This is a genomic window from Streptomyces sp. Act143 (genome assembly GCF_003143935.1).
Lineage (GTDB): Bacteria > Actinomycetota > Actinomycetes > Streptomycetales > Streptomycetaceae > Streptomyces.
This window is the reverse complement of record NZ_QFRX01000001.1, coordinates 7,476,498-7,501,374: the sequence shown is the minus strand read 5'-3', so window position 1 is coordinate 7,501,374 and position 24,877 is coordinate 7,476,498. Positions and strand designations below refer to the sequence as shown.

Genomic DNA, 24,877 nt, shown 5'->3' with positions numbered 1-24,877 from the left:
CGGGGTCCGTGGTCGTGGACGCTGCCGGACTCTCCCGACGGGCCCGGGCCCACCGGGGCCGGACAGACCGCGGCACCGCCCTTCTGATCGCCTGGTCGTCCTCACGCGGCCCCGCTCACACCGCGGCGACCGACACCACCACCCCCGGCTCCGCCGCCGGACTGACCGCCGCCGACACCCGTACCGCCGCCGCCCGGGCCACCCGGCCCGCCCGGGAGGCGGTGGCCAGCAGGAGCGGCTGGAGCTGTTCCAGGCCCGCCACCAGCAGCTCCTCCCCCGCGACCAGCACCGGCCCGGCCGCCTTCGTCGTCGCCGCGGCCGCCTCCGTGAGGTCGGCGAGGGGCTGGAGGGAGGTTCGGACCACGCCCGCGCCCGCCGCCGCCGCGCGTTCCGCGAGCGCCACCTGGAGCGGCATCAGCGGGGCCAGGGCGGCGGTCAACGCGTCGGCGATGCGGCGGAGTTCGGGGGAGGAGTCGCGCAGGACGTCCGCCGCCGAGCGGATCAGCGGGGCGAGGGCGAGCAGGGTGCCCGCCGTGAGGCCCGCCGCCGCGGGGAGCAGCGGGGACATGGCCTCCACCAGTTCGCCCAGGGCGGTCGCGAACTCCTCCACCGCCGGTTCCACCGCGTCCAGCACCGGCAGCAGACTGTCGCCCAGCGCCGTCAGGAGGGCCTGCGCCGGTTCGCTGACGGGGTGGACGGCGAGGGGCGCGCCGCTGGTGCCGAGCCGGGTCAGGGTGTCGACGATGCGGTAGAACGCCTCCTGCGCCTGGGGCGAGGCGCTCGCCTCCGCCAGTTCGGCGGTGGTGCGGCGCAGTACCCGGAGCACCTCCTGACCCGAACCGCCCCTGGGGTCGAAGGTGTTGATGGCGATCTTCGTGATGTTGCCTGCGGTGTCCAGGAGCTGGCCGGTGATGTCCGTCGTGCTGCGGGCCATGCGCAGCACGTCGTCCCTGCTGGGGAGCGAAGGGATGGCTGCCATGGGTGGCTCTCCTCGTCCTCGGCTCGTTCGACCTCAGCATGCCCCTTCCGGGGCCGGCGGGATGCGCCGTCCGGGGCATCCGTGACACCAACTCCCTCTTGTTCCGGTTGAGTCGAACGGGTACATGTCGCCGTACCGGTCTCAGGAAGCTCCCGGAGGAGGTACGACCCGTGCGCACCACGAGAACCGCCCCTGCGAGACCCGTACTGATCGCCGCCCTCGTCCTGACCACGGCGGGGTCCCTGCTGCTCACCCCGCAGCCGGCCGGCGCGGACCCCGAGCCGTCTCCCACCCGCCACGAGCCGGCCCTGGACCGGCGCGCCGCCCAGGCCCCGGCGAGCGCCGCCCGGCGGGCCCTCACCGCGGCGACCCCCGCCCGCGCCCCGGTCACCGGCTATCCGCGCGAGCAGGTCCTGTCCCCCGATCCCGAGAACCCCGCGGACAAGTCCATCAAGCTGGGCCTGACCCCGTACCACGCGATCGCCCCGAAGCTGAACGCGATCCAGTCCCTCGGCGACCGCGTCAGCGTGGAGGTCGCCGGGCGATCGGCGGGCGGGCACCGCCTCTATCTCGTCACCGTCACCGCCCCGGAGACCGCCCGCCAGGCCCGCGCCCAGGAACGGATGCGCGAACTCATCGAGAACGCCCCGGCCGTGGCGGCCAAGTCGGCCGAGATCAGGGCCGGTTACAAGGCCCCCGTTTTCTTCAACAACAACATCCACGGCAACGAGTGGGAGGGCACCGACGCCTCGCTGCGCCTCATCGAGCGGCTGGCCACCGCCAAGGACGCCCGCACCGAGGACCTGCTCGCCCACACCCGCCTGTACTTCAACATCACCGCCAACCCCGACGGCCGGATCGCCGGGACCCGCGCGAACGCGAACGGCTTCGATCTGAACCGGGACTTCGTCACCGCCTCGCAGCCCGAGACGCGCGCCATGCGGCGGATCGAGATCGACAAGCAGCCGGCCGTGATGCTCGATCTGCACGGGTACGTCAACGGCACCCTCATCGAGCCCACCACTCCCCCGCACGGCGAGAACTACGAGTACGACCTCTTCCTGAAGAACACCTACGCCAACGCCCTCGGCATGGAGGCCGCCGTCAACGGCCTCGGCTACACGCCCGCGAAGGACGGCGTCGACCCGGCCCAGATCCCGTTCCGGGACCAGCAGGAGGGCTGGGACGACTGGCCGCCGATCTTCACCCCGCAGTACGCCGCCTTCCACGGCACGGTCGCCGCGCACACGGTCGAGATCCCGCTCCAGGTGAACAACTCGGCCTACACCGGTCTCCCGGTCGACGAGCTCCGCCGCCGCTCGGCGATCAACGTGGACGTGGCGGGCGCCGCCCTCCGGGCCACGCTCGACTTCGTGCAGGCACGACGGACGTCCCTCGTCGCCGACCAGATCGAGGTCTTCCGGCGCGGGGCGGCCGGGGCCGCGCAGGTGCCGGTGTCCGCGGAGACCGTGCCGGGCGTTCCGGGCATCGGCCCGGAGGACGTCTACACCACCGCCTTCCCCCGCGCGTACGTGATCCCGGCGGGCACGACCGCCGCCGCCCGCCTGGTGGACCACCTGCTCACCAACGACGTCCGCGTCACCCGCGCGAGCAGGGCCTTCCGCCTCGGCGGACGGCCGTACCCGAAGGGCTCGTACGTCGTCGACATGCACCAGCCCAAGCGCGGCCTCGCCAACGCGCTGCTGGCGGACGGCCGGGACATCAGCGACAAGGTGTCGGTGATGTACGACATCTCGGGCTGGAGCCTGGGCCGGCTGTGGGGTGCGGACGTGGCGGCGGTGGCGGCGGGGAAGCTCACGGGCCTCCCGCTGCGCCCCGTGCGGGAGGCCACGGCCGTCGCCTCCGTCGCCCCGCACGGCGACCTGAGCCTGCGCCTCGACGACCCGGCGGCGATCGCCGCCCTCAACTCCCTGCTGCAGCAGGGCGTTCCGGTACGCGGCACGGCGGACGGCAGCACCGCGATCATCCCGGCGTCGGCCCGCCCGAGGGCGACGGCCCTCGCCCGCACCTACGACGTCGCCTTCGACGCCACCCGTCTCCCCGGCACCAGGCCCCTGCACCGCACCCGTGTGGCCGCCGCGGTCACCCCGGGTGAGCTCTTCGCCCTGCGTGAGATGAACTTCGAGGTCACGCCGGTCTCGACGGCCGTCCTCAACGCGGGCTTCGACTGGTCGGCGACGGACGCGCTGTTCGTGTCGACGGGCCTGGAGTACGGCGACCTGACCCCTCCGGCCCGGACAGCCCTGGACGCCTTCCTCTCCCCGGGCAGCGGCCACGGCCTGGTCGGACGCGGCATCGGCGGAGCCGAACTGGCCGGTGCCACCGGCCTGCTGGCCGCGAAGCCCGTCGAGGGCAACGGCGACGCCAACGGTGTCGTCCGCATGGTGAACTCGGGGCCGATCACCACGGGTGCTCCGGGTTACGGTTTCGTGTACGCGCCCGTCTGGTTCACCGACCTCGGACCGCAGGTCCGCGTGGAGCAGTCGTACGCGACGGGCAACCCGTTGGTGTCCGGGCACTGGCGGCCTCTGGGGGACGGCACCGGCGGGCCTTCCGCCGCGGCCGGACAACCCTCGGTGATCAGTGGTCCGCACGCGGTCCTCTTCGGCACCGAGCCTCTCTTCCGGGACCACCCGAAGGGAGAGTTCCCGCAGGTGGCCAGGGCATTGTTCAGCATGGCAGCAGTCAAGGAGAGCGGATGACGCAGGAGATCCACGGGACCGTCGCCGACGGCTTCGAGGCGGTGCGCGAGGAGTTCGCCGCGTTCGTGGCCGGAGAACGCCCCGACTACGAGGGCCAGTTGTGCGCCTATGTGCACGGCCGCAGGGTCGTCGACCTGTGGGCCGGCGACGGCAACGCGGCGGACTCCCTGCACGCCGTCTTCTCCTCGACGAAGGGCGCCGCCCACCTGGTGGTGGCGCTGCTGGTCCAGGACGGCACCCTCGAACTGGACCGCAAGGTGACCTACTACTGGCCGGAGTTCGGAGCCGAGGGCAAGGGCGCGCTCACGCTCCGCGACCTGCTCGCACACCGGGCCGGTCTGGTGGGCCTGGACGCCGGCTTCACCCGGGCCGAGACGGCCGACGACCGGGCGATCGCCGAACGTCTCGCCGACCAGCGCCCGTTCTGGCGCCCCGGCACGGCCTTCGGCTACCACGCGCTGGTCATCGGCGCCCTCACCGGCGAGGTCGTCCGCCGGGCCACCGGCCGCACGATCCAGGACCTGTGGGAGGAACGCGTCCGCGCGCCCTACGCCCTGGACTTCCACCTGGGCCTGCCGGAGGCCCTCGAACCCCGCTACCGCCCGATCCAGCCGATGCTGCCCACCCCCGAGCAGCAGGCCCTCATCGACGCGGCCCCCCAGGGCCCGCACAGCCTGGCCTCGATCGCGTTCAACGCGCACGTCCCGGACGCGGGCGACCTGGTGGACTACGCCAACTCCCGCGAGGTACGCGCCAAGGGCCCGGCCTCCGCGGGCGGAGTGGCGGCGGCCCGCGGCATCGCCGGGATGTACGCGGCGGCGATCAGCGAACTGAACGACCGCCCGCCCCTCCTCAAGCCGGACACGATCGCCGAGGTGGGCCAGATCCACTCCATCGGCTACGACCTGGTCGCCCGCGCCCACCGCTCCTACGGCCTCGGCTTCCAGGCCACGGCCGACACCTGGCACCCGTTCCTGGGCGCGGGCGCCTTCGGCCACAGCGGCGCGGCAGGCTCCCAGGGCTTCGCCGACCCCCGCAGCGGCCTGGCCTACGGCTACACCCGCCGCAGGCTGGCCTTCCCCGGCGGGGCGGCACCGGAGAACAACGCCCTGGCGAGGGCGGTACACACAGCAGCCCTGGCCCACTGAACCAAAAGCGCACAGCACAGGCCCACCGACATCAGCTGTCTGCGGGCCACCGGCGCGCCCCCGCAGGCGACCGAGCCACGATGCGGCACGGCACGCGCAAGGGCCTTTGGCGGGCGCGCTCCAAAACTCAAGGCGTCACCAAAAGCCTTTGGCGGGCGCGACACAAGCCCCAGGCCACCGCCAACGGCCCTTCCTCAGACCAGCGTCACCGTGATGTTGCCCCGGGTCGCCTTGGAGTAGGGGCAGACCTGGTGGGCCTTCTCGAGCAGTTCCTTGGCCGTCTCGGTGTCCACGCCAGGGAGGTGCGCCGAGATCTCCACGATCAACCCGAACCCGTCGTCGTTCTTCCCGATGCCGACCTTCGCGGTGACGGTCGATCCACTGATGTCGGCCGCGGCCTGCCGGGCGACGACTCCCAGCGCGCCCTGGAAGCAGGCGCTGTACCCGGCGGCGAAGAGCTGCTCGGGGTTGGTGCCCTCGCCGCTGCCGCCCATTTCCTTCGGCGGGTTCACGACGACGTCGAGGCGGCCGTCGTCGGTGGCGACACGGCCGTCGCGACCGTTCTCGGCGGTGGCGACGGCCGTGTAGAGGACGTCGGTCTGCTGGATGGACATGCGGTTGGTCTCCTCCTCGGTCCGCCGTGCGACTCGCGCCCACGATCGACGACGGTTTCGGAAAGAAGTTACCGCATACCGGAAACCGACAGAAGAGGCAGGAGAGGCAGACGCGGCAGCCGAGGCAGACGCGGCAGCCGAGGTCAGAGCTTGACGATCATCTTCCCGGTGTTGTCCCCCCGCAGCACGCCGAGGAACGCCTCCAGGTTGTTCTCGATGCCCTCGACGACCGTCTCGCGGTACTTCAGCGCGCCGGACGCCACCCACGGGCCGACCTCGGAGACGAACTGCGGCTGCAGGTCGTAGTGGTCGCCGACCAGGAGGCCCTCGATGCGGCCGCGGGTCTGGATGAGGCGGGCGAGATTGCGCGGGCCGGGGGCGGGCTCGGTGTTGTTGTAGACGGAGATCATGCCGCAGATCGCGATCCGGCCGCCCTGGTTCAGGGAGCCGATGGCCGCCTCCAGGTGGTCGCCGCCCACGTTGTCGAAGTAGACGTCGACGCCGTCGGGAGCCGCCGCGCGCAGCTGCTCGCTCACCGGGCCGTTCTTGTAGTTGAACGCCGCGTCGAAGCCGTACTCCTCCACCAGGAGCTTGACCTTCTCGTCGGAGCCGGCCGAGCCGATGACCCGGGAGGCACCCTTGAGCTTGGCGATCTGGCCGACCTGGCTGCCCACGGCACCGGCCGCGCCGGACACGAAGACGCTGTCGCCCTCCTTGAAGGAGGCGGTGCGCAGCAGGCCCGCGTAGGCGGTGAGGCCGGTCATGCCGAGGACGCCGAGGTAGGTGGAGAGGGGCGCGGCGTCGGGGTCGACCTTGACGGCCTGCTGGGCGTCGAAGGTGGCGTACTCGCGCCAGCCGCCGAAGTGCAGGACGTGGTCGCCGACGGCGAAGCCCTCGGCCTCGGACGCCACGATCTCGCCGACCGCGCCGCCCTGCATGACCTTGCCCAGCTCGAAGGGGGCGACGTAGGACTTGGCGGCCGACATCCTGCCGCGCATGTACGGGTCCACGGACAGGTACTTGTTCCGCACCAGCACCTGACCCGCGCCCGGCTGCTTCACCTCGGCCTCGACCAGGGCGAAGTCCTCGGGCTTCGGCCAGCCGACGGGACGGCTGAGCAGGTGCCATTCGCGGTTGATCATGACGGAGCCTTTCGGTGTTGCCTTCAGCGTTTCGCTTCGGTCATTTACTTCAGTACCTGAAACAACCATGCTCCTGAATATTTCAGGTTGTCAAGTAATGGGGGTAGTCTTGAGCCATGGCCACTCCACCGAAGACCCGGCGCCCCGACGCGCTGACCATGGAAGTCGTCGAGCTGATCGGCGACGTCGTGGCGCGCTTCTACGAGGACTACGAGGAGGCCGCCGGCGACCACGCGCTCACCGGCGCCCAGGCACGGCTGCTCAGCCTGCTGTCGCTGGAGCCGCTGCCCATGCGGAAGCTGGCGCAGAAGCTGAAGTGCGAGCCGTCGAACGTCACCGGGATCGTGGACCGGCTGGAGGCACGCGGACTGGTGGAGCGGCGGCCCGACCCCGCGGACCGGCGGGTGAAGGTGGCGGCGGTGACGGACGCGGGCCGGGACGTGGCCCGCAGCCTGCGCGAGGAACTGCGTTTCGCCCGCGAGCCGCTGGCAGGACTGTCGGACGCGGAGCGGGAGTCGCTGCGGGACCTGCTGCGGCGGATGCTGAACTCCTAGGCGGAGTCCGGACGTTGCCGTGCCGGAGGCGGGTGCCTCAGGTGCACCACCACAGGAACCGCTCGCACTCCGACTGCGTCGGCGAGGGTTCCGCGGTCGGCTGGGCCGACGTCGGGTCGGCGGTCGGGGTCGCGGAGGCGGCCGGGGTGGTCGGCGCGTTCGTGGGCGGCACGACCGGGACCGAGGCGGTCGCGGACTGGGCGTCCTTGTCCTTGTCGTCCTTGCCCTTGTCCTCGTCGCCCTTCGACGCCGAGGCCGACGGCGACGCGGAGGCGTCCGTGGAGGCCGAGGCGGAGGGGACGGTGCCGTTCTCGCCGTCCGGCGACTCGGCCGTCGCGCTCGCCTCCGCCGACGCCGCGCCCTCCGCCGAGTCGTCGCCCGCGGCGGCCGGGGTGGAGTTCCCGCCGGGGGCGTCCATGCCCAGCTCGGCGAGGCTCAGGCCACCGGCGGCGAGCACGAAGCCCGCGGCGACCAGGAGGACCCGGCGGCGTCTGCGGCGGTGGGCGGCGGCCTTGCGGTCGCGTCTGCTGGCACCGGCGGCGGAGTCGTCGGCGTCCTCGTCGTCGTACTCGGGGTCCTCGGAGTCGTCGTACTCCTCCGGGCCCTCCCCCGGCTCGTCCTGCGGCACCGCCCGTCCGCGGCGCCCCTGTGCGCGCCGCCGTGCCGCCCGGCCGCCGGTCACGGCCTGCGGGGCCGGGGCCTCCTCGGGCGCCTCATGGGGTTCCTCGTGGCTCTCCGCGGCCTGGGACGTGCCGGTGGCTACGGGGCCGCTGCCGTACCCGGACGCCTCGGGAGCGCTCCCGTAGTCGGTCGCGACGGGACCGCTCCCATACGCCGGCGCCTCGGGACCGGCTCCGTACGCGGCGGCCTCGGGGGCGCCGGCGTACGTGCCCGCGTAGCTTTCGCCGTAGGGCTGGTACGCGCCCGCGCCCACCTGTTGCGGCACGTACTGCTGGGCCTGCATCTGCTGGGCCTGCGGCTGCTGCTGGGCGGGGACGCGCGGCTGGGTCTCGTACGCGCGCAGTTCTTCGGCCGAGGTACCGCACCCCGGGCAGGCGAGGGCGCCGTTGAGGTGCCGTCGGCACGGGAGGCAGTAGTCCATGACGCGGGAAGATTAAGTTCCTTGCGGGTAGCGTTCCTAGAGGCAGCTGTGAAGGTTGTGTGGGAACTGGCCGTTCCGGTGCGGCGAGTCGAGGAGGATCCGCCCATCCGTCCCCAACTCGCCGAAACCGGTTTCCTTCCGGGCCGTTCAGGCTTTCTTACGGGTCGTCATCACGCGCTGGATCAGGATGAACGCGCAGAGCAGCACCCCGGTGGCGATCTTCGTCCACCAGGAACTGAGCGTGCCCTCGAACTGGATGATGCTCTTGATCAGGCCGAGGACGAGGACGCCGAACAGCGTGCCGAGGACGTACCCCGAGCCGCCGGTCAGCAGTGTGCCGCCGATGACCACCGCGGCGATCGCGTCGAGTTCCATGCCGACCGCGTGCAGCGGGTCGCCGGACTGGATGTAGAGCATGAAGAGCAGGCCGGCGAGCGCGGAGCAGAAGCCGCTCATCGTGTAGACCGCGATCTTCGTGCCGCCCAGCGGGAGGCCCATGAGGAGGGCCGACTGCTCGTTGCCGCCGATGGCGTAGATCCGGCGGCCGAAGCGGGTGTAGTGCAGCAGGTAGAAGGCCGCCGCCAGGACCAGCAGGGCGACCACGGCGCCGATCGACAGGTCGCCCAGGCCGAGCGACACCCGTGTCTCGGCGAGGCTGCTCACCGCGGAGTCGTTGATGGCGATCGACTCCTTGCTGATGACCAGGCACAGGCCGCGGAAGAGGAAGAGACCGGCGAGGGTCACGATGAACGGCTGGATCTCGAAGTTGTGGATCACATAGCCCATCAGGAAGCCGCCGAACGCGCCCACGCCCAGGGAGATGGGGATGACCACGAGGAGCGGCAGGCCCACGTCCTGGACCAGCCACGCCGTGAGCATCGTCGTGAAGCCGATGACGGAGCCCACGGACAGGTCGATGCCGCCGGAGAGGATGACGAAGGTGGCGCCGACGGCGGCGACCAGCAGATAGCCGTTGTCGATGAACAGGTTGAGGAAGACCTGCGAGTCGCCGAAGCCGTAGTTCTGGTAGCGGCTGAGGCCGGCGATGTACATCGCGAGGAACAGCCCCGCCGTGACCAGGACCGGCAGCCGGCGGTCGGCGAGCAGGCGGGCGGCCTTGGCGGGCGTCCCGGTTTCCGGTGTCGTGGGGGTCCGGGTGGTCGCACTCATCACGACACCTCCATCTTGGCAGCGGGCTCGGCGGGGGCCACGGACGGCGCCGCCGGGGCCGTGGTCTTCGCGCGGGCGCCGAAGACCTTGGCGCGGAACTTCGGGGACTGGAGCAGGCAGACGACGATGACGACGGCGGCCTTGAAGACCAGGTTGGTCTGGGTGGGGACGCCGATGGTGTAGATCGTGGTGGTCAGGGTCTGGATGACCAGGGCGCCCACCACCGTGCCGCCGATGGAGAACCGGCCGCCCAGCAGGGACGTGCCGCCGATGACCACGGCGAGGATGGCGTCGAGCTCGATCCACAGGCCGGCGTTGTTGCCGTCCGCGGCCGAGGTGTTGGAGCTGATCATCAGGCCCGCGATGCCCGCGCACAGGGCGCAGAAGACGTACACCATGATCTTGATGCGCATCGACCTGATGCCCACCAGGCGGCTGGCCTCGGCGTTGCCGCCGACGGACTCGACGAGCAGGCCGAGGGCGGTGCGGCGGGTCAGGGCGACGGTGACGGCGACGACCGCGGCGACCACGAAGATCGAGAACGGCAGGGTGAGCCAGTAGCCGCCGCCGATCAGCTTGTACGGCTCGCTGTTGATGGTGATGATCTGGCCGTCGGTGATCAGCTGGGCGACGCCCCGGCCCGCGACCATGATGATCAGCGTGGCGATGATGGGCTGGATGCCCATGCGGGCGACGAGGAAGCCGTTCCACAGACCGCAGACGACCGCCGCGATCAGGCCGAGGCCCATCGCGAGCAGGACGCCGGCCAGGGCGTCCTGGTCCTTCTGGTCGCTGATGTACGAGCAGGTCAGGGCGCCGGTGATGGCGACGACCGCGCCGACCGAGAGGTCGATGCCGCCGGTGGCGATGACCAGGGTCATGCCGACCGCCACCAGGATCAGGGGCGAGCCGAACAGGACGATCGAGACGAGGCTGCCGTAGAGGTGGCCGTCCGTCATGTGGATCGCGAAGAAGTCGGGCGTAAAGGGGATGTTGACGAGCAGCAGGGCCACCAGGACCGCGACCGGCCAGAAGAGGTTGTGGCGTGTCAGTGCTCGCCAGCGGTTGGTGGTGGTCACTGCTGTTCTCCGCTCTGCTCGCCACTGGCGATGGTTTCGAGGATCTTGCTGGGGGTGATCTCCGGGCCGTTGGTGATCCGGGCGACCAGCTTGCGGTCGCGCAGGACGCCGATGGTGTGGCTGAGGCGGAGGACCTCCTCCAGCTCGGCCGCGATGTAGAGGACGGACATGCCGTCCTCGGAGAGGGAGACCACCAGCTTCTGGATCTCGGTCTTGGCGCCGATGTCGATGCCGCGGGTCGGCTCGTCCAGGATCAGCAGCTTCGGCTGGGTGATCAGCCAGCGGGCGAGGAGCACCTTCTGCTGGTTGCCGCCGCTCAACTGGCCCACCCGGGCTTCGGGGTTGGCGGGGCGGATGTCGAGGGCCCCGATGTACTTGGCGACCAGTTCGTCGCGCTGGGCGGCGGGGATGGGGCGGGTCCAGCCGCGGGCCGCCTGGAGGGCGAGGATGATGTTCTCGCGGACCGTGAGGTCGGGTACGAGGCCCTCGGTCTTGCGGTTCTCCGAGCAGAACGCGACCCCGGCGCCGATGGCGTCGTTGGGGGCGCTCATCGACACCTGCTTGCCGCCGATGGTCACCTTGCCGGCGTCGGGCTGGTCGGCGCCGAAGAGGAGCCGGGCCAGTTCGGTGCGGCCGGAGCCCAACAGGCCCGCGAGGCCGACGACTTCGCCCTTCTTGATGTCGAGGTCGAAGGGGGCGATGCCGCCGGTGCGGCCGAGGCCCTCCGCGGTGAGCAGCGACTCGCCGACGTCCGCGTGGAGCTGGTGGTCGTGCAGCTCCTCCAGCTGGTCCAGGGCCTTGCCGATCATCAGCTCGATGAGCTGGACCTGGTCGAGGTCGCGGACCAGGTGCTCGCCGACGAGGGTGCCGTTGCGCAGGACCGTCATGCGGTCGCAGATCTCGTAGATCTGGTCGAGGAAGTGGGAGACGAAGAGGATCGCCACGCCCTCGTCGCGCAACTGCCGCATCAGGCGGAAGAGTTCGAGGACCTCGTCGCGGTCGAGGCTGGAGGTCGGCTCGTCCAGGACGAGGACCTTGGTGCCGGAGCCCTCGCCGTCGCTGTCGCCGTGGCCCACCGACCGTACGATCGCGACCAGTTGCTGGACCGCGAGGGGGTACGAGGCGAGCGGGGCGGTCACGTCGATGTCGAGGCCGAGGCGGTCGACCATCTCGGCCGCCTCCTTGCGCATGCGCTTCCATTGGATGCGTCCGGCGCGGGTGGGTTCCCGGCCGATGAAGATGTTCTCCGCCACCGACAGGTTGGGGCAGAGGTTGACCTCCTGGTAGACCGTGCTGATGCCGGCGTGCTGCGCCTGCAGCGGGCTGCCGATCCGTACGGCCTTGCCGTCGAGGGTGATGGTGCCGCCGTCCAGGGTGTGGACACCCGTCAGCACCTTGATCAGGGTGGACTTCCCGGCCCCGTTCTCGCCCATCAGGGCGTGGATCTCGCCGGGGAAGAGCCGGAAGTCGACGCCCGACAGAGCCCGTACCCCCGGAAACTCCTTGACTATGCCCGTCATCTCCAGGACGGGCTGCGGCTCTGCCATGGCAGCGCTCCTCCGTGAAATCGGTTCGGACCCAGGGCAGTTCGAGGCTGCGGTGGGCCGGTCCCCCGCGGGGAGCCCCGCCGGGGCCGAGGTGTGCTCGGCCCCCGCCGGGGGCTCCCCACCGGTGCGTGCGGTCGGTCAGTACTTGCGGGTCGGGAGCGCGGCCTTGGCCTGGTCCTGCATGAAGTCGCCCTCCTTGGTCTTGATCCAGCGCTCGACCGAGCCGCCCTCGTGGACCGTTTTGACGACCTCCATCAGCTGGGGGCCGAGCAGCGGGTTGCACTCGACGATGGCGTTGATCTTGCCCTCGGACATGGCGACGAAGCCGTCCTTCACGCCGTCGATCGAGACGATGAGGATGTCCTTGCCGGGCTTCTTGCCGGCCGCCTCGATGGACTGGATGGCGCCGATGGCCATGTCGTCGTTGTGCGCGAAGAGCACGTTGACGTCCGGGTTGGACTGCAGGAAGGCCGCCATGACCTGCTTGCCGCCGGCGCGGGTGAAGTCACCGGTCTGGCTGACGACGATCTTCCAGTCGTCGGCGTGGTCGGCGTCCATGACCTCCTTGAAGCCCTTGGCGCGCTCGATGGCGGGGGCGGCACCGGTGGTGCCCTCCAGCTGGGCGATCTTGACGTTGCCCTTGAGGCCGGCCTTCTCGATGACCTTCTCGAGGATCTTCGCGGCGCGGCGGCCCTCGTCGGTGAAGTCGGAGCCGACCAGGGTGACGTAGAGGGAGTCGTCGGAGGTCTCGACGGAGCGGTCGGTGAGGACGACCGGGATCTTCGCGGCCTTGGCCTCCTTGAGCACGGCGTCCCAGCCGGTGACGACCACCGGGGAGAACGCGATGACGTCCACCTTCTGCGCGATGTAGCTGCGGATGGCGGAGATCTGGTTCTCCTGCTTCTGCTGGGCGTCGGAGAACTTCAGGGTGTACCCCGCGTCCTTGGCCGCGGACTTCACCGACTCACTGTTGGCCGTGCGCCAGCCGCTCTCGGAGCCGACCTGCGAGAAGCCGAGGGTGATCGCCTTGCCGCCACCGCCGCCGGAGGAGCCGGTGTCGCTGTCGTCCTCCTTGGCGCAGGCCGCCAGGGTGCCGGCCGCCGCCACGCCGATCGCCGCAGTGAGGAAGTTCCTTCTGTTGAGCATGTTCTTCTCCTTTGAAGAGCCGGTCCGCAAGGACCGCTGTCCGGTCCGGGGAGGACCGCTGTCCGGTCCGGGGAGGACCGCTGTTACTCGAGGGACCGACCACACTGCGTCCAGCCTGTCGATCATTATTCGAAATCTCGGTCACACTGGTGTGCGAATTAGATGGTCAGTACATGTCAGTCGGGGGCGGTGCTGGCCCGGACCACGAGGTGCGGTTCGATGGCGATCCCGGGCGTCCCGGACGGGGCCCGGCCCTCGATGAGGTCCAACAGCAGGGCGATGCTGTGCTTGCCCACCGTCGCGAAGTCCTGCCGGACGGTGGTGAGCGGCGGTGCGAAGAACTCGGACTCCGGGATGTCGTCGAAGCCGACGATCGCGACGTCCTGCGGCGTGCGCACCCCCGCCTCCCGCAGGGCCCGCAACACCCCCAGTGCCATCTGGTCGTTGGCGACGAAGACGGCGGTGAGTCCGCGGCCCACCCAGCCGGCCAGTTCCTGGCCCGCGCGGTAGCCCGAGAGCGGACTCCAGTCCCCCCGCAGCGGCGTCGGCGGCTCGATGCCGGCCGCTTCGAGGGTGTCCCGCCAGCCGGTGACCCGGTCCGCCGCCTCCTGCCAGTCCTCGGGTCCGGCGAGATGCCAGACCGTGCGGTGCCCGGCGGCCAGCAGATGGCCGGTGGCGAGCCGGGCACCGAGCTGCTGGTCCACGTTGACGCTGGGGATCCGCGCGCCGGAGCCGGTGCCGACGACCACCACCGGGAAGGGGTGGCGCAGTTCGGCGAGGGCCTCGACCGCGGAGCGCTGCGGGGCGAGGGCGATCACCCCCTCGACGCCGCCGTCGCTGAGGTGGTCCAGGGCCTCGGACAGGGTTTCCTTGGCCAGTTTGTGCAGGCTGACCGTGGAGACGGTGTACCCCGCGGCCCGCGCCGCGTCCTCCAGCGCGAACAGGGTGCTGGCCGGGCCGTAGAGCGTGGTGTTGGAGGCGACCACACCCAGGGTGCGGGTGCGGCGGGTGGCCAGGGCCCGTGCGGAGGAGTTGCGGCGGTAACCCATCTCCTCGATCGCGCGGAGCACCTTGGCCCGGGTCTCGTCCCGCACGTTGGGGTGATCACCCAGAACGCGGGAGACGGTCTGATGGGACACCCCGGCGAGGCGTGCCACATCGGCCATGGTGGGCGGCCGGAGCTCTAAGTGGTTCACGGCCGCACCTCCTGGCGGTCAGCGATCGATTGAATGCGAGGCACATTGTGAGCGCTAACAATTCATGGCGGTCAAGAGGGCTGCATCGGGGAAGGTGTCACGGTTGAATAACGCCGCAGGCAGGGCGAGTTGAGATCGCGGGTGATTGTGGGCGTCTCCAAAACCGTTACGCCGTTCGACCCTCCGACCCATTGACACCCCGACCGAGGCGTCCTTACCGTCAGGCCAGCATTTCGAACGTGAGCCGAAATTTCGAACAACAAGCCTCAGAGCCTAGGGAGTAGTTGACGTGCGCATCACGGGAATCAGCACGCACGTGGTCGGGACGCCATGGCGCAACCTGACCTACGTCCAGGTGCACACCGACGAGGGACTCACCGGAGTCGGCGAGACCCGCATGCTGGGCCACACCGACGCCCTGCTCGGCTATCTGCACGAGGCGAAGACCAACCACATTCTCGGGTCGGACCCGTTCGCTGTCGAGGATCTCGTCAAGCGGATGAAGTACGGCGACTACGGCCGCGCGGGCGAGATCGTGATGTCCGGCATCGCGGTGATCGAGATGGCCTGCTGGGACATCAAGGGCAAGGCGCTCGGCGTCCCGGTCTGGCAGCTGCTCGGCGGCAAGGTCACCGACAAGGTCAAGGCGTACGCCAACGGCTGGTACACCACCGAGCGCACCCCGGAGGCCTACCACAAGGCCGCCCAGGGCGTCATGGAGCGCGGCTACAAGGCGCTCAAGATCGACCCCTTCGGCACCGGCCACTTCGAGCTCGACCACGAGCAGAGCCTGTACGCCGTCTCCCTCATCGAGGCCGTCCGGGACGCCATCGGCCCGGACGCCGAGCTGATGCTGGAGATGCACGGCCGCTTCTCCCCCGCCACCGCGGTCCGCCTCGCCAAGGACCTCGCCCCCTTCAAGCCCGCGTGGCTGGAGGAGCCGGTGCCGCCGGAGAACCTCAAGGCGCTGGAGAAGGTCGCCGCCAAGGTCGACATGCCGGTCGCCACCGGCGAGCGCATCCACGACCGCATCGAGTTCCGCGAGCTCTTCGAGAGCCAGGCCGTGGACATCATCCAGCCCGACGTCGGCCACATCGGCGGCATCTGGGAGACCCGCAAGCTGGCCGCGACCGCCGAGACCCACTACATGCTGGTCGCGCCGCACAACGTGGGCGGCCCGGTGCTGACCGCCGCCTCGCTCCAGGTCGGCTTCACCGCACCGAACTTCAAGATCCTGGAGCACTTCAACGACTTCGCCGACGCGGAGATCAAGAAGGTCGTCAAGGGCGCCCCGCAGGTCGTGGACGGCTACTTCCAGCTCTCCGACGCCCCCGGCCTCGGTGTCGAGCTGGACGTCGACGCCGCCGCCGAGTTCCCGCAGCAGCAGGCCCGCTTCGACCTGTGGGCCGAGGGCTGGGAGCAGCGCAAGCCGAAGGGCACCGCGCAGTGAGCAGCGCGGTCGTCGTAGCGGCGCCCGGCGAGCACAGCGTCGTCGCGCACACCCCTCGCGAGCCCGGTGCAGGCGAGGCCCTGGTCCGCGTGCACGCGGTCGGCATCTGCGGCAGCGACCGCGAGGTGTACCAGGGCAACCGGCCCGCGGGGTACGTCCGCTACCCGCTCACGCCGGGCCACGAGTGGTCCGGCACGGTGGAGGCGGTGGGGGCCGGAGTGCCCGCGAGCCTGGTCGGCCGGAAGGTGGTCGGCGAGGGCTTCCGCAACTGCCAGGTCTGCGACCGCTGCCACGCCGGTGAGACCACCCTGTGCACGGACGGCTACGAGGAGACCGGGTTCACCCAGCCCGGTGCCATGGCCGGCACGCTCACCCTGCCCGCCCGGCTGCTGCACGTGCTCCCGGAGGACGCCGACCTGACGGCGGCGGCGCTCCTGGAGCCCGCCGCCTGCATCGCCGCCGCCGCGCTGAAGGCGAACGCGCGGCCCGGTGAGCGGGTCGCGGTCGTGGGCACGGGAACGCTCGGGATGTTCGCGGTGCAGTTCCTGCGGGCGGGCTCGCCCTCGGAGCTGCTGGTGGTGGGCACCCGCCCCGACCGCGCGGAACTGTCGAAGACCTTCGGCGCCACCGACTTCCGCACCCGGGACCAGGAGCTCCCCGACGACTTCGACGTCGTCATCGAGACCGCCGGGTCGGCGTCCGCCGCGAACACCGCCGCCGCGCTGCTCAGACGCGGCGGCCGGCTCGTGCTGACGGGCATCCCGGCGCCGGGCGCCGACGGTCTCGACCCCACGGATCTCGTCGTACGGCAGCTGGAGGTGCACACCGTGTTCGGGGCACCGCCGGACGCCTGGGCGCACACCGTGCGGGTCTTCGGCGCCGGACTGCTCGACCCGCTGCCGCTCGTCACGCACGAGCTGCCACTGGAGGAGTTCCCGCAGGCCATCGAGTTGGTCGGGTCCGGTGACCCGACGGTCGGCAAGGTCCTCCTGAAGCCATGACGCCATGACAGCCCCCTGAGCCGTACGCCGGTACGGAGTACCTGACGACTTCGTACCGGCGTACATCCAGAGCTCAGGGCGTTTTGAACCTTGTTGCACGCAGAGCCGCGATCCACGTCCGAAATATCGAACACAAAGGACAGCTTGTGACCGAGACCACCGCCAGCGCGGCCCGACGACCCGGTGAGCAGGCGCTCGCCGCGCTGGGCCTGGGCGCCCCCGCCCTCGACCCGGCCGACGCCTCGCCGCACACCTTCCCCGGTGGCGGGCGCTGGCGTACCGAAGTGCCTTCCGTGGAGGGCCCCGAGGCCCTCTCGGTGGTCCTCAAGGAGTCGTCGCGGCTCGACGTGCCGATCCACCGGATCAGCCAGGGCAGCGGTGTGTGGATGCTCACCGACGCCGAGATCACCGAGATGGTGGAGGCCACCGCCGAGCGCGACATCGAGCTCTGCCTGTTCACCGGTCCACGCGGCACCTGGGACATCGGCGGCTCCACCCGCACCGACTCCAGGGGCGCCGGACTGCGCGCCCGCGGCCACGACGCGGTGGCCGGGTGCGTCGAAGACGCCGTCCGCGCAACGGAGTTGGGCGTGAAGTGCCTGCTCGTCGCCGACGAGGGCGTGCTGTGGACGCTGCACCGGGCGCGGGCCGCCGGGATCATCCCCGCCGACACCACGCTGAAGGTGTCGGCGCTGATCGGGCCGGTGAACCCGGCCTCGTACGCCGTCTACGAGAACCTCGGCGGCGACTCGATCAACGTCCCGAGCGACCTGACGCTCGATCAACTCACGGAGATCCGGCGGGTGTCGGGGGCTCCGATGGACATGTACATCGAGGCCCCCGACGATCTCGGCGGCTATGTGCGGATGTACGAGGTCGCCGAGCTGATCCGGCGCGGTGCCCCGCTCTATCTGAAGTTCGGCCTGTCGAAGGCCCCGGGGATCTACCCGTACGGCCATCACATGCGCGAGCTCACGCTGTCCACCGCCAAGGAGAGAGTGCGGCGCGGACGGCTCGCCCTGGATCTGCTCGCACGGCACGGGGCGGACGGCGACATGGCGCCGCTCGGCTCGCGCCTGCCGGGCGCGCTGAAGCGATTCGAAACGCCTGCATAACGTTCCGGACAACGCCTCTTCACAGAAGCCGACGTAGTCGAACAGACTCCGACACAACTTCTCTCGGTTCCACTCCGCACCACCAGAACGGCGCTCGTACCGCAGACCGCCCCTGGCCCCTAGACCATCAAGGAAGATGATCATGCTTAACCGCAGAGCTGCACTCTCCGCCATAGCCACCTCGGCCGTCCTCGCCCTCTCCCTGACCGCCTGTGGCCAGGACAGCGAAGGCGGCAGCGCGGAGAGCAAGGGCGACGCCAAGGGCGGCACCATCGGTATCGCGATGCCGACCAAGTCCTCCGAGCGCTGGATCGCCGACGGCAAGAACGTCGAGACCAACCTGCAGAAGCTGGGCTACAAGACCAAGCTGGTCTACGGCGAGGACGAGCCCGACCAGCAGGTCTCGCAGATCGAGAACCTGATCACCCAGGGCGTCAAGGCGCTGATCGTCGCCGCGATCGACAACAAGTCGCTCAACAACGTCCTCCAGGAGGCCAAGGACGCGGGCATCCCGGTCATCGCCTACGACCGCCTGATCCTCGGCACGCCGAACGTCGACTACTACGCCTCCTTCGACAACACCAAGGTCGGCGAGCTCCAGGCCAACTACATCGTCGAGAAGCTGGGCCTGGCAAGCGGCAAGGGCCCCTTCAACATCGAGCTGTTCGCCGGCTCCAACGACGACAACAACACCAAGTACTTCTTCAACGGCGCCATGAGCGTCCTCAAGCCGTACATCGACTCCAAGAAGCTGGTCGTCAAGTCCGGCCAGGTCGACCTCAACAAGGTCACCACCCTGCGCTGGGACGGTGCCACCGCCCAGCGCCGCATGGACGACATCCTGACCGGCTCCTACAAGTCCGGCCGGGTCGACGCGGTGCTCTCGCCGTACGACGGCATCTCCATCGGCATCCTGTCGGCGCTGAAGTCCGACGGCTACGGCACCAAGGCCAAGCCGCTTCCGGTCCTCACCGGTCAGGACGCCGAGCTGGCCTCCGTGAAGTCGATCATCGCGGGCGAGCAGACGCAGACCGTCTACAAGGACACCCGTGAGCTGGCCAAGGTCGCGGCCAACATGGTCGACGCGGTGCTCAACGACAAGAAGCCCGAGACCAACGACACCAAGACCTACGACAACGGCTCCAAGGTCGTCCCCGCCTACCTGCTGAAGCCGGTGAGCGTCGACAAGACCAACTACAAGCAGGTCCTGGTCGACGGCGGCTACTACACCGAGGGCGAGCTCAAGTAACCCTCCCCCGGCTGTAGTTCGGCTGCAACAGACAGAGATTGGAAGGCACGACCATGGCGGGACCCGTCCTGGAAATGCGCTCGATCGTCAAGACCTTTCCCGGCGTCAAGGCGCTCTCGGACGTCACGCTGACCGTCCGGCAGGGCGAGGTCCACGCCATCTGCGGGGAGAACGGCGCCGGCAAGTCCACCTTGATGAAGGTGCTCTCCGGCGTCCATCCGCACGGCACGTACGAGGGCGAGATCCTCTTCGAGGGAGAGGTCTGCGAGTTCAAGGACATCCGGGCGAGCGAGGCGCACGGCATCGTCATCATCCACCAGGAGCTGGCGCTGGTGCCCTACCTCTCCCTCGCGGAGAACATCTTCCTCGGCAACGAGCACGCCACGCGCGGTTTCATCGACTGGCGCGAGACCCTGCGGCACGCGAGCGAACTGCTGCGCCGGGTGGGGCTCGGTGAGCACCCCGAGACGCGGGTCGCTGACATCGGTGTCGGAAAGCAGCAGCTGGTGGAGATCGCCAAGGCGCTCTCGAAGAAGGTGAAGCTGCTCATCCTGGACGAGCCGACCGCCGCCCTGAACGACGAGGACTCCGGCAAACTCCTGGACCTCATCCTGGAGTTGAAGAAGCAGGGCATCACCTCGATCATCATCTCCCACAAGCTCAACGAGATCCGCAAGGTGGCCGACTCCGTCACGATCATCCGTGACGGCAAGACCATCGAGACCCTCGACGTGAAGGCCGCGGAGACCACCGAGGACCGGATCATCTCCGGCATGGTGGGCCGCGACCTGGACCACCGCTTCCCCGAGCGCACCGCCTACGAGGGCGAGGCGGACGCGGCTCCGGCCCTGGAGATCCGCGACTGGACCGTGCACCACCCGATCGACCAGCAGCGCAAGGTCGTCGACGACGTGTCGATCCATGTCCGGCGCGGGGAGATCGTCGGTATCGCGGGCCTGATGGGCGCGGGCCGCACCGAGCTCGCCATGAGCGTCTTCGGGCGCTCCTACGGCCGGCACGCGGCGGGCACGGTCCTCAAGGACGGCAAGGAGATCCGTACCAAGACCGTCGCCGAGGCGGTCGACCACGGCATCGCCTACGTCACCGAGGACCGCAAGCACTACGGCCTCAACCTCATCGACACCATCAACCGCAACATCTCGCTGAGCGCCCTGGACAAGGTCGCCAAGCGCGGGGTGGTCGACGAGCACGAGGAGCGGCAGGTCGCCGAGGGCTTCCGCAAGTCCATGAACATCAAGGCGCCGACCGTCTTCGAGCCGGTGGGCAAGCTGTCCGGCGGCAACCAGCAGAAGGTCGTCCTCAGCAAGTGGATCTTCGCCGGTCCCGAGGTGCTGATCCTGGACGAACCCACCCGAGGCATCGACGTCGGTGCCAAGTACGAGATCTACACCGTCATCGACCAGCTGGCCGCCCAGGGCAAGGCGGTCGTCTTCATCTCGTCCGAGCTGCCGGAGCTGCTCGGCATGTGTGACCGCATCTACACGATGGCCGCCGGGCGGCTGACCGGCGAGTTCTCCCGTGCCGAGGCCTCGCAGGAATCGCTGATGCGCCAGATGACCAAGGACAAAGAGGTAACCCGATGAGCACGGACGTGACCGCCAAGACGCCGGCCCCGGCGCCGCCGGGCAAGAGCGGATCTGCCTCCGGCGACAACCTGCTGCAGCTGATGCTGGACGGCCTGCGCCGCAACATGCGCCAGTACGGCATGCTGATCGCCCTCGGCCTGATCGTGGCGCTCTTCGCGGTGTGGACCGACGGCGACCTGCTGCTGCCGCGCAACGTCTCCAACCTGGTCCTCCAGAACAGCTACGTGCTGATCCTCGCGATCGGCATGATGCTGGTCATCATCGCCGGGCACATCGACCTGTCGGTCGGCTCGGTCACGGCGTTCGTGGGCGCGTTCGCGGCCGTGCTGACGGTCCAGCACGACGTGGCATGGCCGCTCGCGATGGTGCTGTGCCTGGTGGTCGGCGCGGGCGCGGGCGCGGCCCAGGGCTTCCTCATCGCGTATCTCGGCATACCGTCGTTCATCGTGACCCTCGCGGGCATGCTGGTCTTCCGCGGCTTCACCGAGATCCTGCTGGAGGGCCAGACCCTCGGCCCGTTCCCGGGCGGCCTGCAGAAGATCGGCAACGGCTTCCTGCCGGAGACCGGCCCGGAGACCAACTACCACAACATCACGCTGCTGCTGGGCCTGGCCCTGATCGTCTTCGTGGTCCTCCAGGAGGTCCGCGACCGCAAGCGCCAGCAGGAGTTCTCCCTCGACGTGCTGCCGCGGAACATCTTCCTGCTGAAGCTCGTCTCCATCGTGGCCGCGATCCTCGTCGTCACCATGCTGCTCGCCAGCTACAAGGGCGCCCCGATCGTCCTGCTGATCCTGGGCGGGCTGGTCGTGGGGTACGGCTACCTGATGCGCAACTCGATCTTCGGCCGGCACATCTACGCGATCGGCGGCAACCTGCCGGCGGCCAAGCTGTCCGGTGTGAAGGACAAGAAGGTCACCTTCCTCGTCTTCATGAACATGGGCGCGCTCGCGGCCCTGGCGGGTCTGGCGATCGCCGCGCGACTGAACGCGGCGTCGCCGAAGGCGGGCCTGAACTACGAACTGGAGGCCATCGCCTCGTCGTTCATCGGCGGCGCGTCCATGAGCGGCGGTGTCGGCACCGTCCTCGGCGCGATCATCGGCGGTCTCGTCCTCGGCGTCCTGAACAACGGCATGAACCTCCTCAGCGTCGGCTCCGACTGGCAGCAGGTCATCAAGGGCCTCGCCCTGCTGGCCGCGGTCGGGTTCGACGTGTGGAACAAGCGCAAGTCCGGTTCGTAGCAGACACGTTCTACCGGTCGGGCCCCGTCGGAAGGCGGGGCCCTTCCCATGGGAGGAGACATCCGGTGAAGGAACTCTTCGGCAGGCTCGCCGACGGCACCGAGATCCACCGCTGGTCGCTGGAGAACGGCGGCACCCGTATGAAGGTCCTGTCCTACGGCGGGATCGTTCAGTGCCTGGAGACCCCCGACCGGCACGGCCGGTACGCGAACATCTCCCTCGGCTTCGACCGCATCGAGGACTACGTCACCTCCAGCCCGTACTTCGGCGCGCTGATCGGCCGGTACGGCAACCGCATCGGCAAGGGCCGGTTCACGCTGGACGGCGAGACGCACCGGCTCTCCGCCGACGACGGCGAGAACAGCCTGCACGGCGGCGAGGCGGGCTTCGACAAGGTGGTCTGGGAGGTCGAGCCGTTCCAGCGGGGCACGGACGTCGGTCTGCGCCTCTCCCACACCTCCCCCGACGGCGAGATGGGCTACCCGGGCACGCTGACGGCGCAGGTGACGTACACCCTCACCGCCGAGGGCGACTGGCGCATCGACTACGCGGCGACCACCGACAAGGTCACGGTCGTCAACCTCACCAACCACGTCTACTGGAACCTCGCCGGCGAGGGCAGCGGGACGATCGAGCACCACGAACTGACCATCGCCGCGGCCCGTTTCACACCGACCGACCCGGGCCTGATCCCGACCGGTGAACTGGCCCCGGTGACGGGCACCCCCTTCGACTTCCGTGCGCCCAAGCCGATCGGCCGGGACCTGCGGACCGGCCATCCGCAGCTGCTCGCCGCGCAGGGTTACGACCACAACTGGGTGCTGGAGAAGGGGATCACGGCGGAGCCAGAGGCCGTGGCGACCCTGCGCGACCCCGCGTCGGGCCGCACCTTGAGGGTCGCCACCACCGAGCCCGGCATGCAGTTCTACTCGGGCAACTTCCTCGACGGGACGCTGGTCGGCCCCGCCGGCCGCGCCTACCGCCAGGGCGACGCGCTGTGTCTGGAGACGCAGCACTACCCTGACTCCCCGAACCACGCGCACTTCCCGTCGACCGTGCTGCGACCTGGGGAGACCTACCGGTCGACGACCGTGCACTCTTTCCCCGCGTGACACTCCTTCACAGGTGGCACACAAGTTCTTACCGATTTCTCAGCGGTTGAACAGTGGCACCCCAGCCTCCGTATGTAGGAGCGGCCCGTGCTCCCCCGCGCGGGCCACCCAAGACGACGGACCCGGCCGTCCCCAACGGGTCCGCCCCTTACGGAGGTTCCATGGCCGAGAACGTCACCTCGCTGTTCCGCAGCACCGCGGCACACAGCCCGTCCATGGCGGCGCTGACGCGGGCAGCTGGCGACGGGGCCGGCCCGATCGACTTCTGTATCCCGGTGAACCCCTACTTCCCCACCCCGCAGATGTGGGACGACATGTCCGGCCGCCTGCGGGACATCATCACGTACTACCCGTCCAGCGCCGACACCATCACCGCCGAGCTGTGCAACCTCCTCCAACTCCCGCCGCAGGCCGTGGCGATGGGCAACGGCTCGACCGAGCTGATCACCTGGATCGACCACCTGCTGGTCCGGGAGTCCCTGGCCATCCCCGTCCCCACCTTCGGCCGCTGGACCGACCAGCCCATGGAGACCGGCAAGCGGGTCGACATGTTCCCGCTCCAGGAGTCCAGCGGCTTCGCCCTGGACCTCGCGCAGTACGCCGAGTTCATCCGGGCCAGGGGCACCCGGGCCGCGGTCATCTGCAACCCCAACAACCCCGACGGCGGCTTCCTCCACAAGCACGCGATCGTGCAGTTCATGGACGCGATGGCCGACCTCGACCTGGTCGTCATCGACGAGAGCTTCCTGGAGTTCGCCGACGCGGAGGCGGAGCCGAGCGTGGTTCAGGAGGCCATGCTGCGGCCCAACGTGATCGTGCTCAGAAGCCTCGGCAAGAACTTCGGGCTGCACGGCATACGCTTCGGCTACATGGTCGCCAACCCGGCGCTCGCGGGCCGCGTCCGCTCGATGCTGCCGAAGTGGAACCTCAACGCCTTCGCCGAGCACGTGGTGTTCATGCTCAAGGAGCACGGCGCCGAGTACGCGCAGAGCCTCCAGCAGGTCCGCCGGGACCGCCTCGACATGTCGAGCCAGCTCTCCGCGCTCCCCGGTCTGACCGTCTACCCCTCCCAGGGCAACTTCCTCTTCGTGCGCCTCCCCGTGGGCGCCGAAGGCACCGTGGTCCGGGACCGGCTGCTCTCCGAGCACCGGATCCTGGTCCGCGAGTGCGGCAACAAGATCGGCTCGTCCAGCCGCTTCCTGCGTCTCGTGGTGCGCCCCCAGACGGACGTGCGTCGCCTGGTGTCCGCGCTGGAACAGGTGCTCTACGGGACCAGGAGGGGAGCCGCCGTGCCCGAGCTGGCTACCGGGACCAGCTACAGCTCGGGTACGGCGGCCGTGGACCGGCTGGTGGGGGCGAGCAGCGGGGTGGGGGTGCCGCTGGCCGCGCAGGCGATGGCGGCGGCGCCGATGCCCGCGGCGCCTCAGACGGTTGCCCCGCAGCCGGTTGCCCCGCAGCCTCAGCCGATGCCGGTGCCCATGCCCGCGCCGGTCGCCCCGCAGCCGATGCCGATGCCGGTGGCTCCTGCCGCCGCCGCTCAGTCGCCCTACGGGGTTCCCGCCGCCGGTCCCACGCCGCCCGGTGTGCCCGCTCGGGGCGGGCTCACGGCGGCGCAGGTCCGGGGGACCAACGGGTTGACGCCGGCTCCGGCGCAAGGGTGGCCGAACAGCGGCAGTTGGCCCAATGCCGCGGGGGCCTGAGAAGC

General features: G+C 70.0%; 20 protein-coding genes. 11 read left to right on the top strand and 9 right to left on the bottom strand.

What is annotated here, in order from left to right; all coding sequences use genetic code 11:
- Nucleotides 1–115: 115 nt before the first annotated feature.
- Complete coding sequence (locus DI272_RS44725) at nt 116–979, bottom strand: hypothetical protein (protein ID WP_109499048.1); 864 nt, start codon at nt 977–979, stop codon at nt 116–118.
- A 170-nt stretch (nt 980–1,149) separates the two neighbouring features.
- Here DI272_RS44725 and DI272_RS34180 point away from each other — a divergent pair, with 170 nt between their 5' ends.
- Nucleotides 1,150–3,702, top strand: a complete 2,553-nt coding sequence (locus DI272_RS34180) for a M14 family zinc carboxypeptidase (protein WP_109499047.1) — start codon at nt 1,150–1,152, stop codon at nt 3,700–3,702.
- The gene (locus DI272_RS34175) at nt 3,699–4,850 is read left to right on the top strand and encodes a serine hydrolase domain-containing protein (protein ID WP_109499046.1); all 1,152 of its coding nucleotides are present in this window, start codon (nt 3,699–3,701) and stop codon (nt 4,848–4,850) included. Before DI272_RS34180 ends, DI272_RS34175 begins: the two co-directional genes overlap by 4 nt.
- 194 nt (nt 4,851–5,044) lie before the next feature.
- Here the strand turns inward: DI272_RS34175 and DI272_RS34170 are convergent, their stop codons facing one another.
- Entirely contained in the window at nt 5,045–5,464 is a 420-nt protein-coding gene (locus tag DI272_RS34170; protein ID WP_109499045.1) for an organic hydroperoxide resistance protein, read from the bottom strand.
- A 143-nt stretch (nt 5,465–5,607) separates the two neighbouring features.
- The gene (locus DI272_RS34165; protein WP_109499044.1) at nt 5,608–6,606 is read right to left on the bottom strand and encodes an NADP-dependent oxidoreductase; all 999 of its coding nucleotides are present in this window, start codon (nt 6,604–6,606) and stop codon (nt 5,608–5,610) included.
- A gap of 116 nt (nt 6,607–6,722) precedes the next feature.
- On the opposite strand from DI272_RS34165, the gene DI272_RS34160 reads away from it, so the two are divergent.
- Nucleotides 6,723–7,160 (top strand): MarR family winged helix-turn-helix transcriptional regulator, encoded by a 438-nt coding sequence (locus DI272_RS34160; protein WP_109499043.1) that lies wholly within the window; start codon nt 6,723–6,725, stop codon nt 7,158–7,160.
- 37 nt (nt 7,161–7,197) lie between these two features.
- Here the strand turns inward: DI272_RS34160 and DI272_RS45700 are convergent, their stop codons facing one another.
- From DI272_RS45700 to DI272_RS34130, 6 genes are all read right to left on the bottom strand, one after another.
- Complete coding sequence (locus DI272_RS45700) at nt 7,198–8,262, bottom strand: hypothetical protein (RefSeq protein ID WP_258314771.1); 1,065 nt, start codon at nt 8,260–8,262, stop codon at nt 7,198–7,200.
- Nucleotides 8,263–8,409: 147 nt separating this feature from the next.
- Nucleotides 8,410–9,432: a galactofuranose ABC transporter, permease protein YjfF gene (gene yjfF / locus DI272_RS34150; RefSeq protein WP_109499042.1), complete on the bottom strand. Its 1,023-nt coding sequence runs from the start codon at nt 9,430–9,432 to the stop codon at nt 8,410–8,412.
- Complete coding sequence (locus tag DI272_RS34145) at nt 9,432–10,511, bottom strand: ABC transporter permease (RefSeq protein WP_109499041.1); 1,080 nt, start codon at nt 10,509–10,511, stop codon at nt 9,432–9,434. Before DI272_RS34145 ends, yjfF begins: the two co-directional genes overlap by 1 nt.
- Nucleotides 10,508–12,058: a sugar ABC transporter ATP-binding protein gene (locus tag DI272_RS34140; RefSeq protein ID WP_109499040.1), complete on the bottom strand. Its 1,551-nt coding sequence runs from the start codon at nt 12,056–12,058 to the stop codon at nt 10,508–10,510. Before DI272_RS34140 ends, DI272_RS34145 begins: the two co-directional genes overlap by 4 nt.
- A 138-nt stretch (nt 12,059–12,196) precedes the next feature.
- The gene (locus DI272_RS34135; RefSeq protein WP_109499039.1) at nt 12,197–13,204 is read right to left on the bottom strand and encodes an ABC transporter substrate-binding protein; all 1,008 of its coding nucleotides are present in this window, start codon (nt 13,202–13,204) and stop codon (nt 12,197–12,199) included.
- A gap of 176 nt (nt 13,205–13,380) precedes the next feature.
- Entirely contained in the window at nt 13,381–14,400 is a 1,020-nt protein-coding gene (locus tag DI272_RS34130) for a LacI family DNA-binding transcriptional regulator (protein ID WP_109499038.1), read from the bottom strand.
- 289 nt (nt 14,401–14,689) lie between these two features.
- Here DI272_RS34130 and DI272_RS34125 point away from each other — a divergent pair, with 289 nt between their 5' ends.
- From DI272_RS34125 to DI272_RS34090, 8 genes are all read left to right on the top strand, one after another.
- Nucleotides 14,690–15,850 (top strand): mandelate racemase/muconate lactonizing enzyme family protein, encoded by a 1,161-nt coding sequence (locus DI272_RS34125; protein ID WP_109499037.1) that lies wholly within the window; start codon nt 14,690–14,692, stop codon nt 15,848–15,850.
- Nucleotides 15,847–16,851 carry a zinc-binding dehydrogenase gene (locus DI272_RS34120; protein ID WP_109499036.1) on the top strand — a complete coding sequence of 335 codons (1,005 nt, stop codon included), beginning with the start codon at nt 15,847–15,849 and terminating at the stop codon, nt 16,849–16,851. The genes DI272_RS34125 and DI272_RS34120 overlap by 4 nt, the downstream gene beginning before the upstream one ends.
- A 146-nt stretch (nt 16,852–16,997) precedes the next feature.
- A complete protein-coding gene (locus DI272_RS34115; RefSeq protein ID WP_109499035.1) occupies nt 16,998–17,966 on the top strand; it encodes a hypothetical protein in 969 nt (322 codons plus the stop codon).
- 136 nt (nt 17,967–18,102) lie between these two features.
- Nucleotides 18,103–19,215 (top strand): multiple monosaccharide ABC transporter substrate-binding protein, encoded by a 1,113-nt coding sequence (gene chvE / locus DI272_RS34110; RefSeq protein ID WP_097263682.1) that lies wholly within the window; start codon nt 18,103–18,105, stop codon nt 19,213–19,215.
- 53 nt (nt 19,216–19,268) lie between these two features.
- Complete coding sequence (gene mmsA / locus DI272_RS34105; protein ID WP_109499034.1) at nt 19,269–20,819, top strand: multiple monosaccharide ABC transporter ATP-binding protein; 1,551 nt, start codon at nt 19,269–19,271, stop codon at nt 20,817–20,819.
- Complete coding sequence (gene mmsB / locus DI272_RS34100; protein WP_109499033.1) at nt 20,816–22,060, top strand: multiple monosaccharide ABC transporter permease; 1,245 nt, start codon at nt 20,816–20,818, stop codon at nt 22,058–22,060. Before mmsA ends, mmsB begins: the two co-directional genes overlap by 4 nt.
- A gap of 65 nt (nt 22,061–22,125) precedes the next feature.
- A complete protein-coding gene (locus DI272_RS34095) occupies nt 22,126–23,172 on the top strand; it encodes an aldose epimerase family protein (RefSeq protein ID WP_109499032.1) in 1,047 nt (348 codons plus the stop codon).
- Between the two features lie 161 nt (nt 23,173–23,333).
- Nucleotides 23,334–24,872 carry a histidinol-phosphate transaminase gene (locus DI272_RS34090; protein ID WP_109499031.1) on the top strand — a complete coding sequence of 513 codons (1,539 nt, stop codon included), beginning with the start codon at nt 23,334–23,336 and terminating at the stop codon, nt 24,870–24,872.
- Nucleotides 24,873–24,877 lie beyond the last annotated feature (5 nt).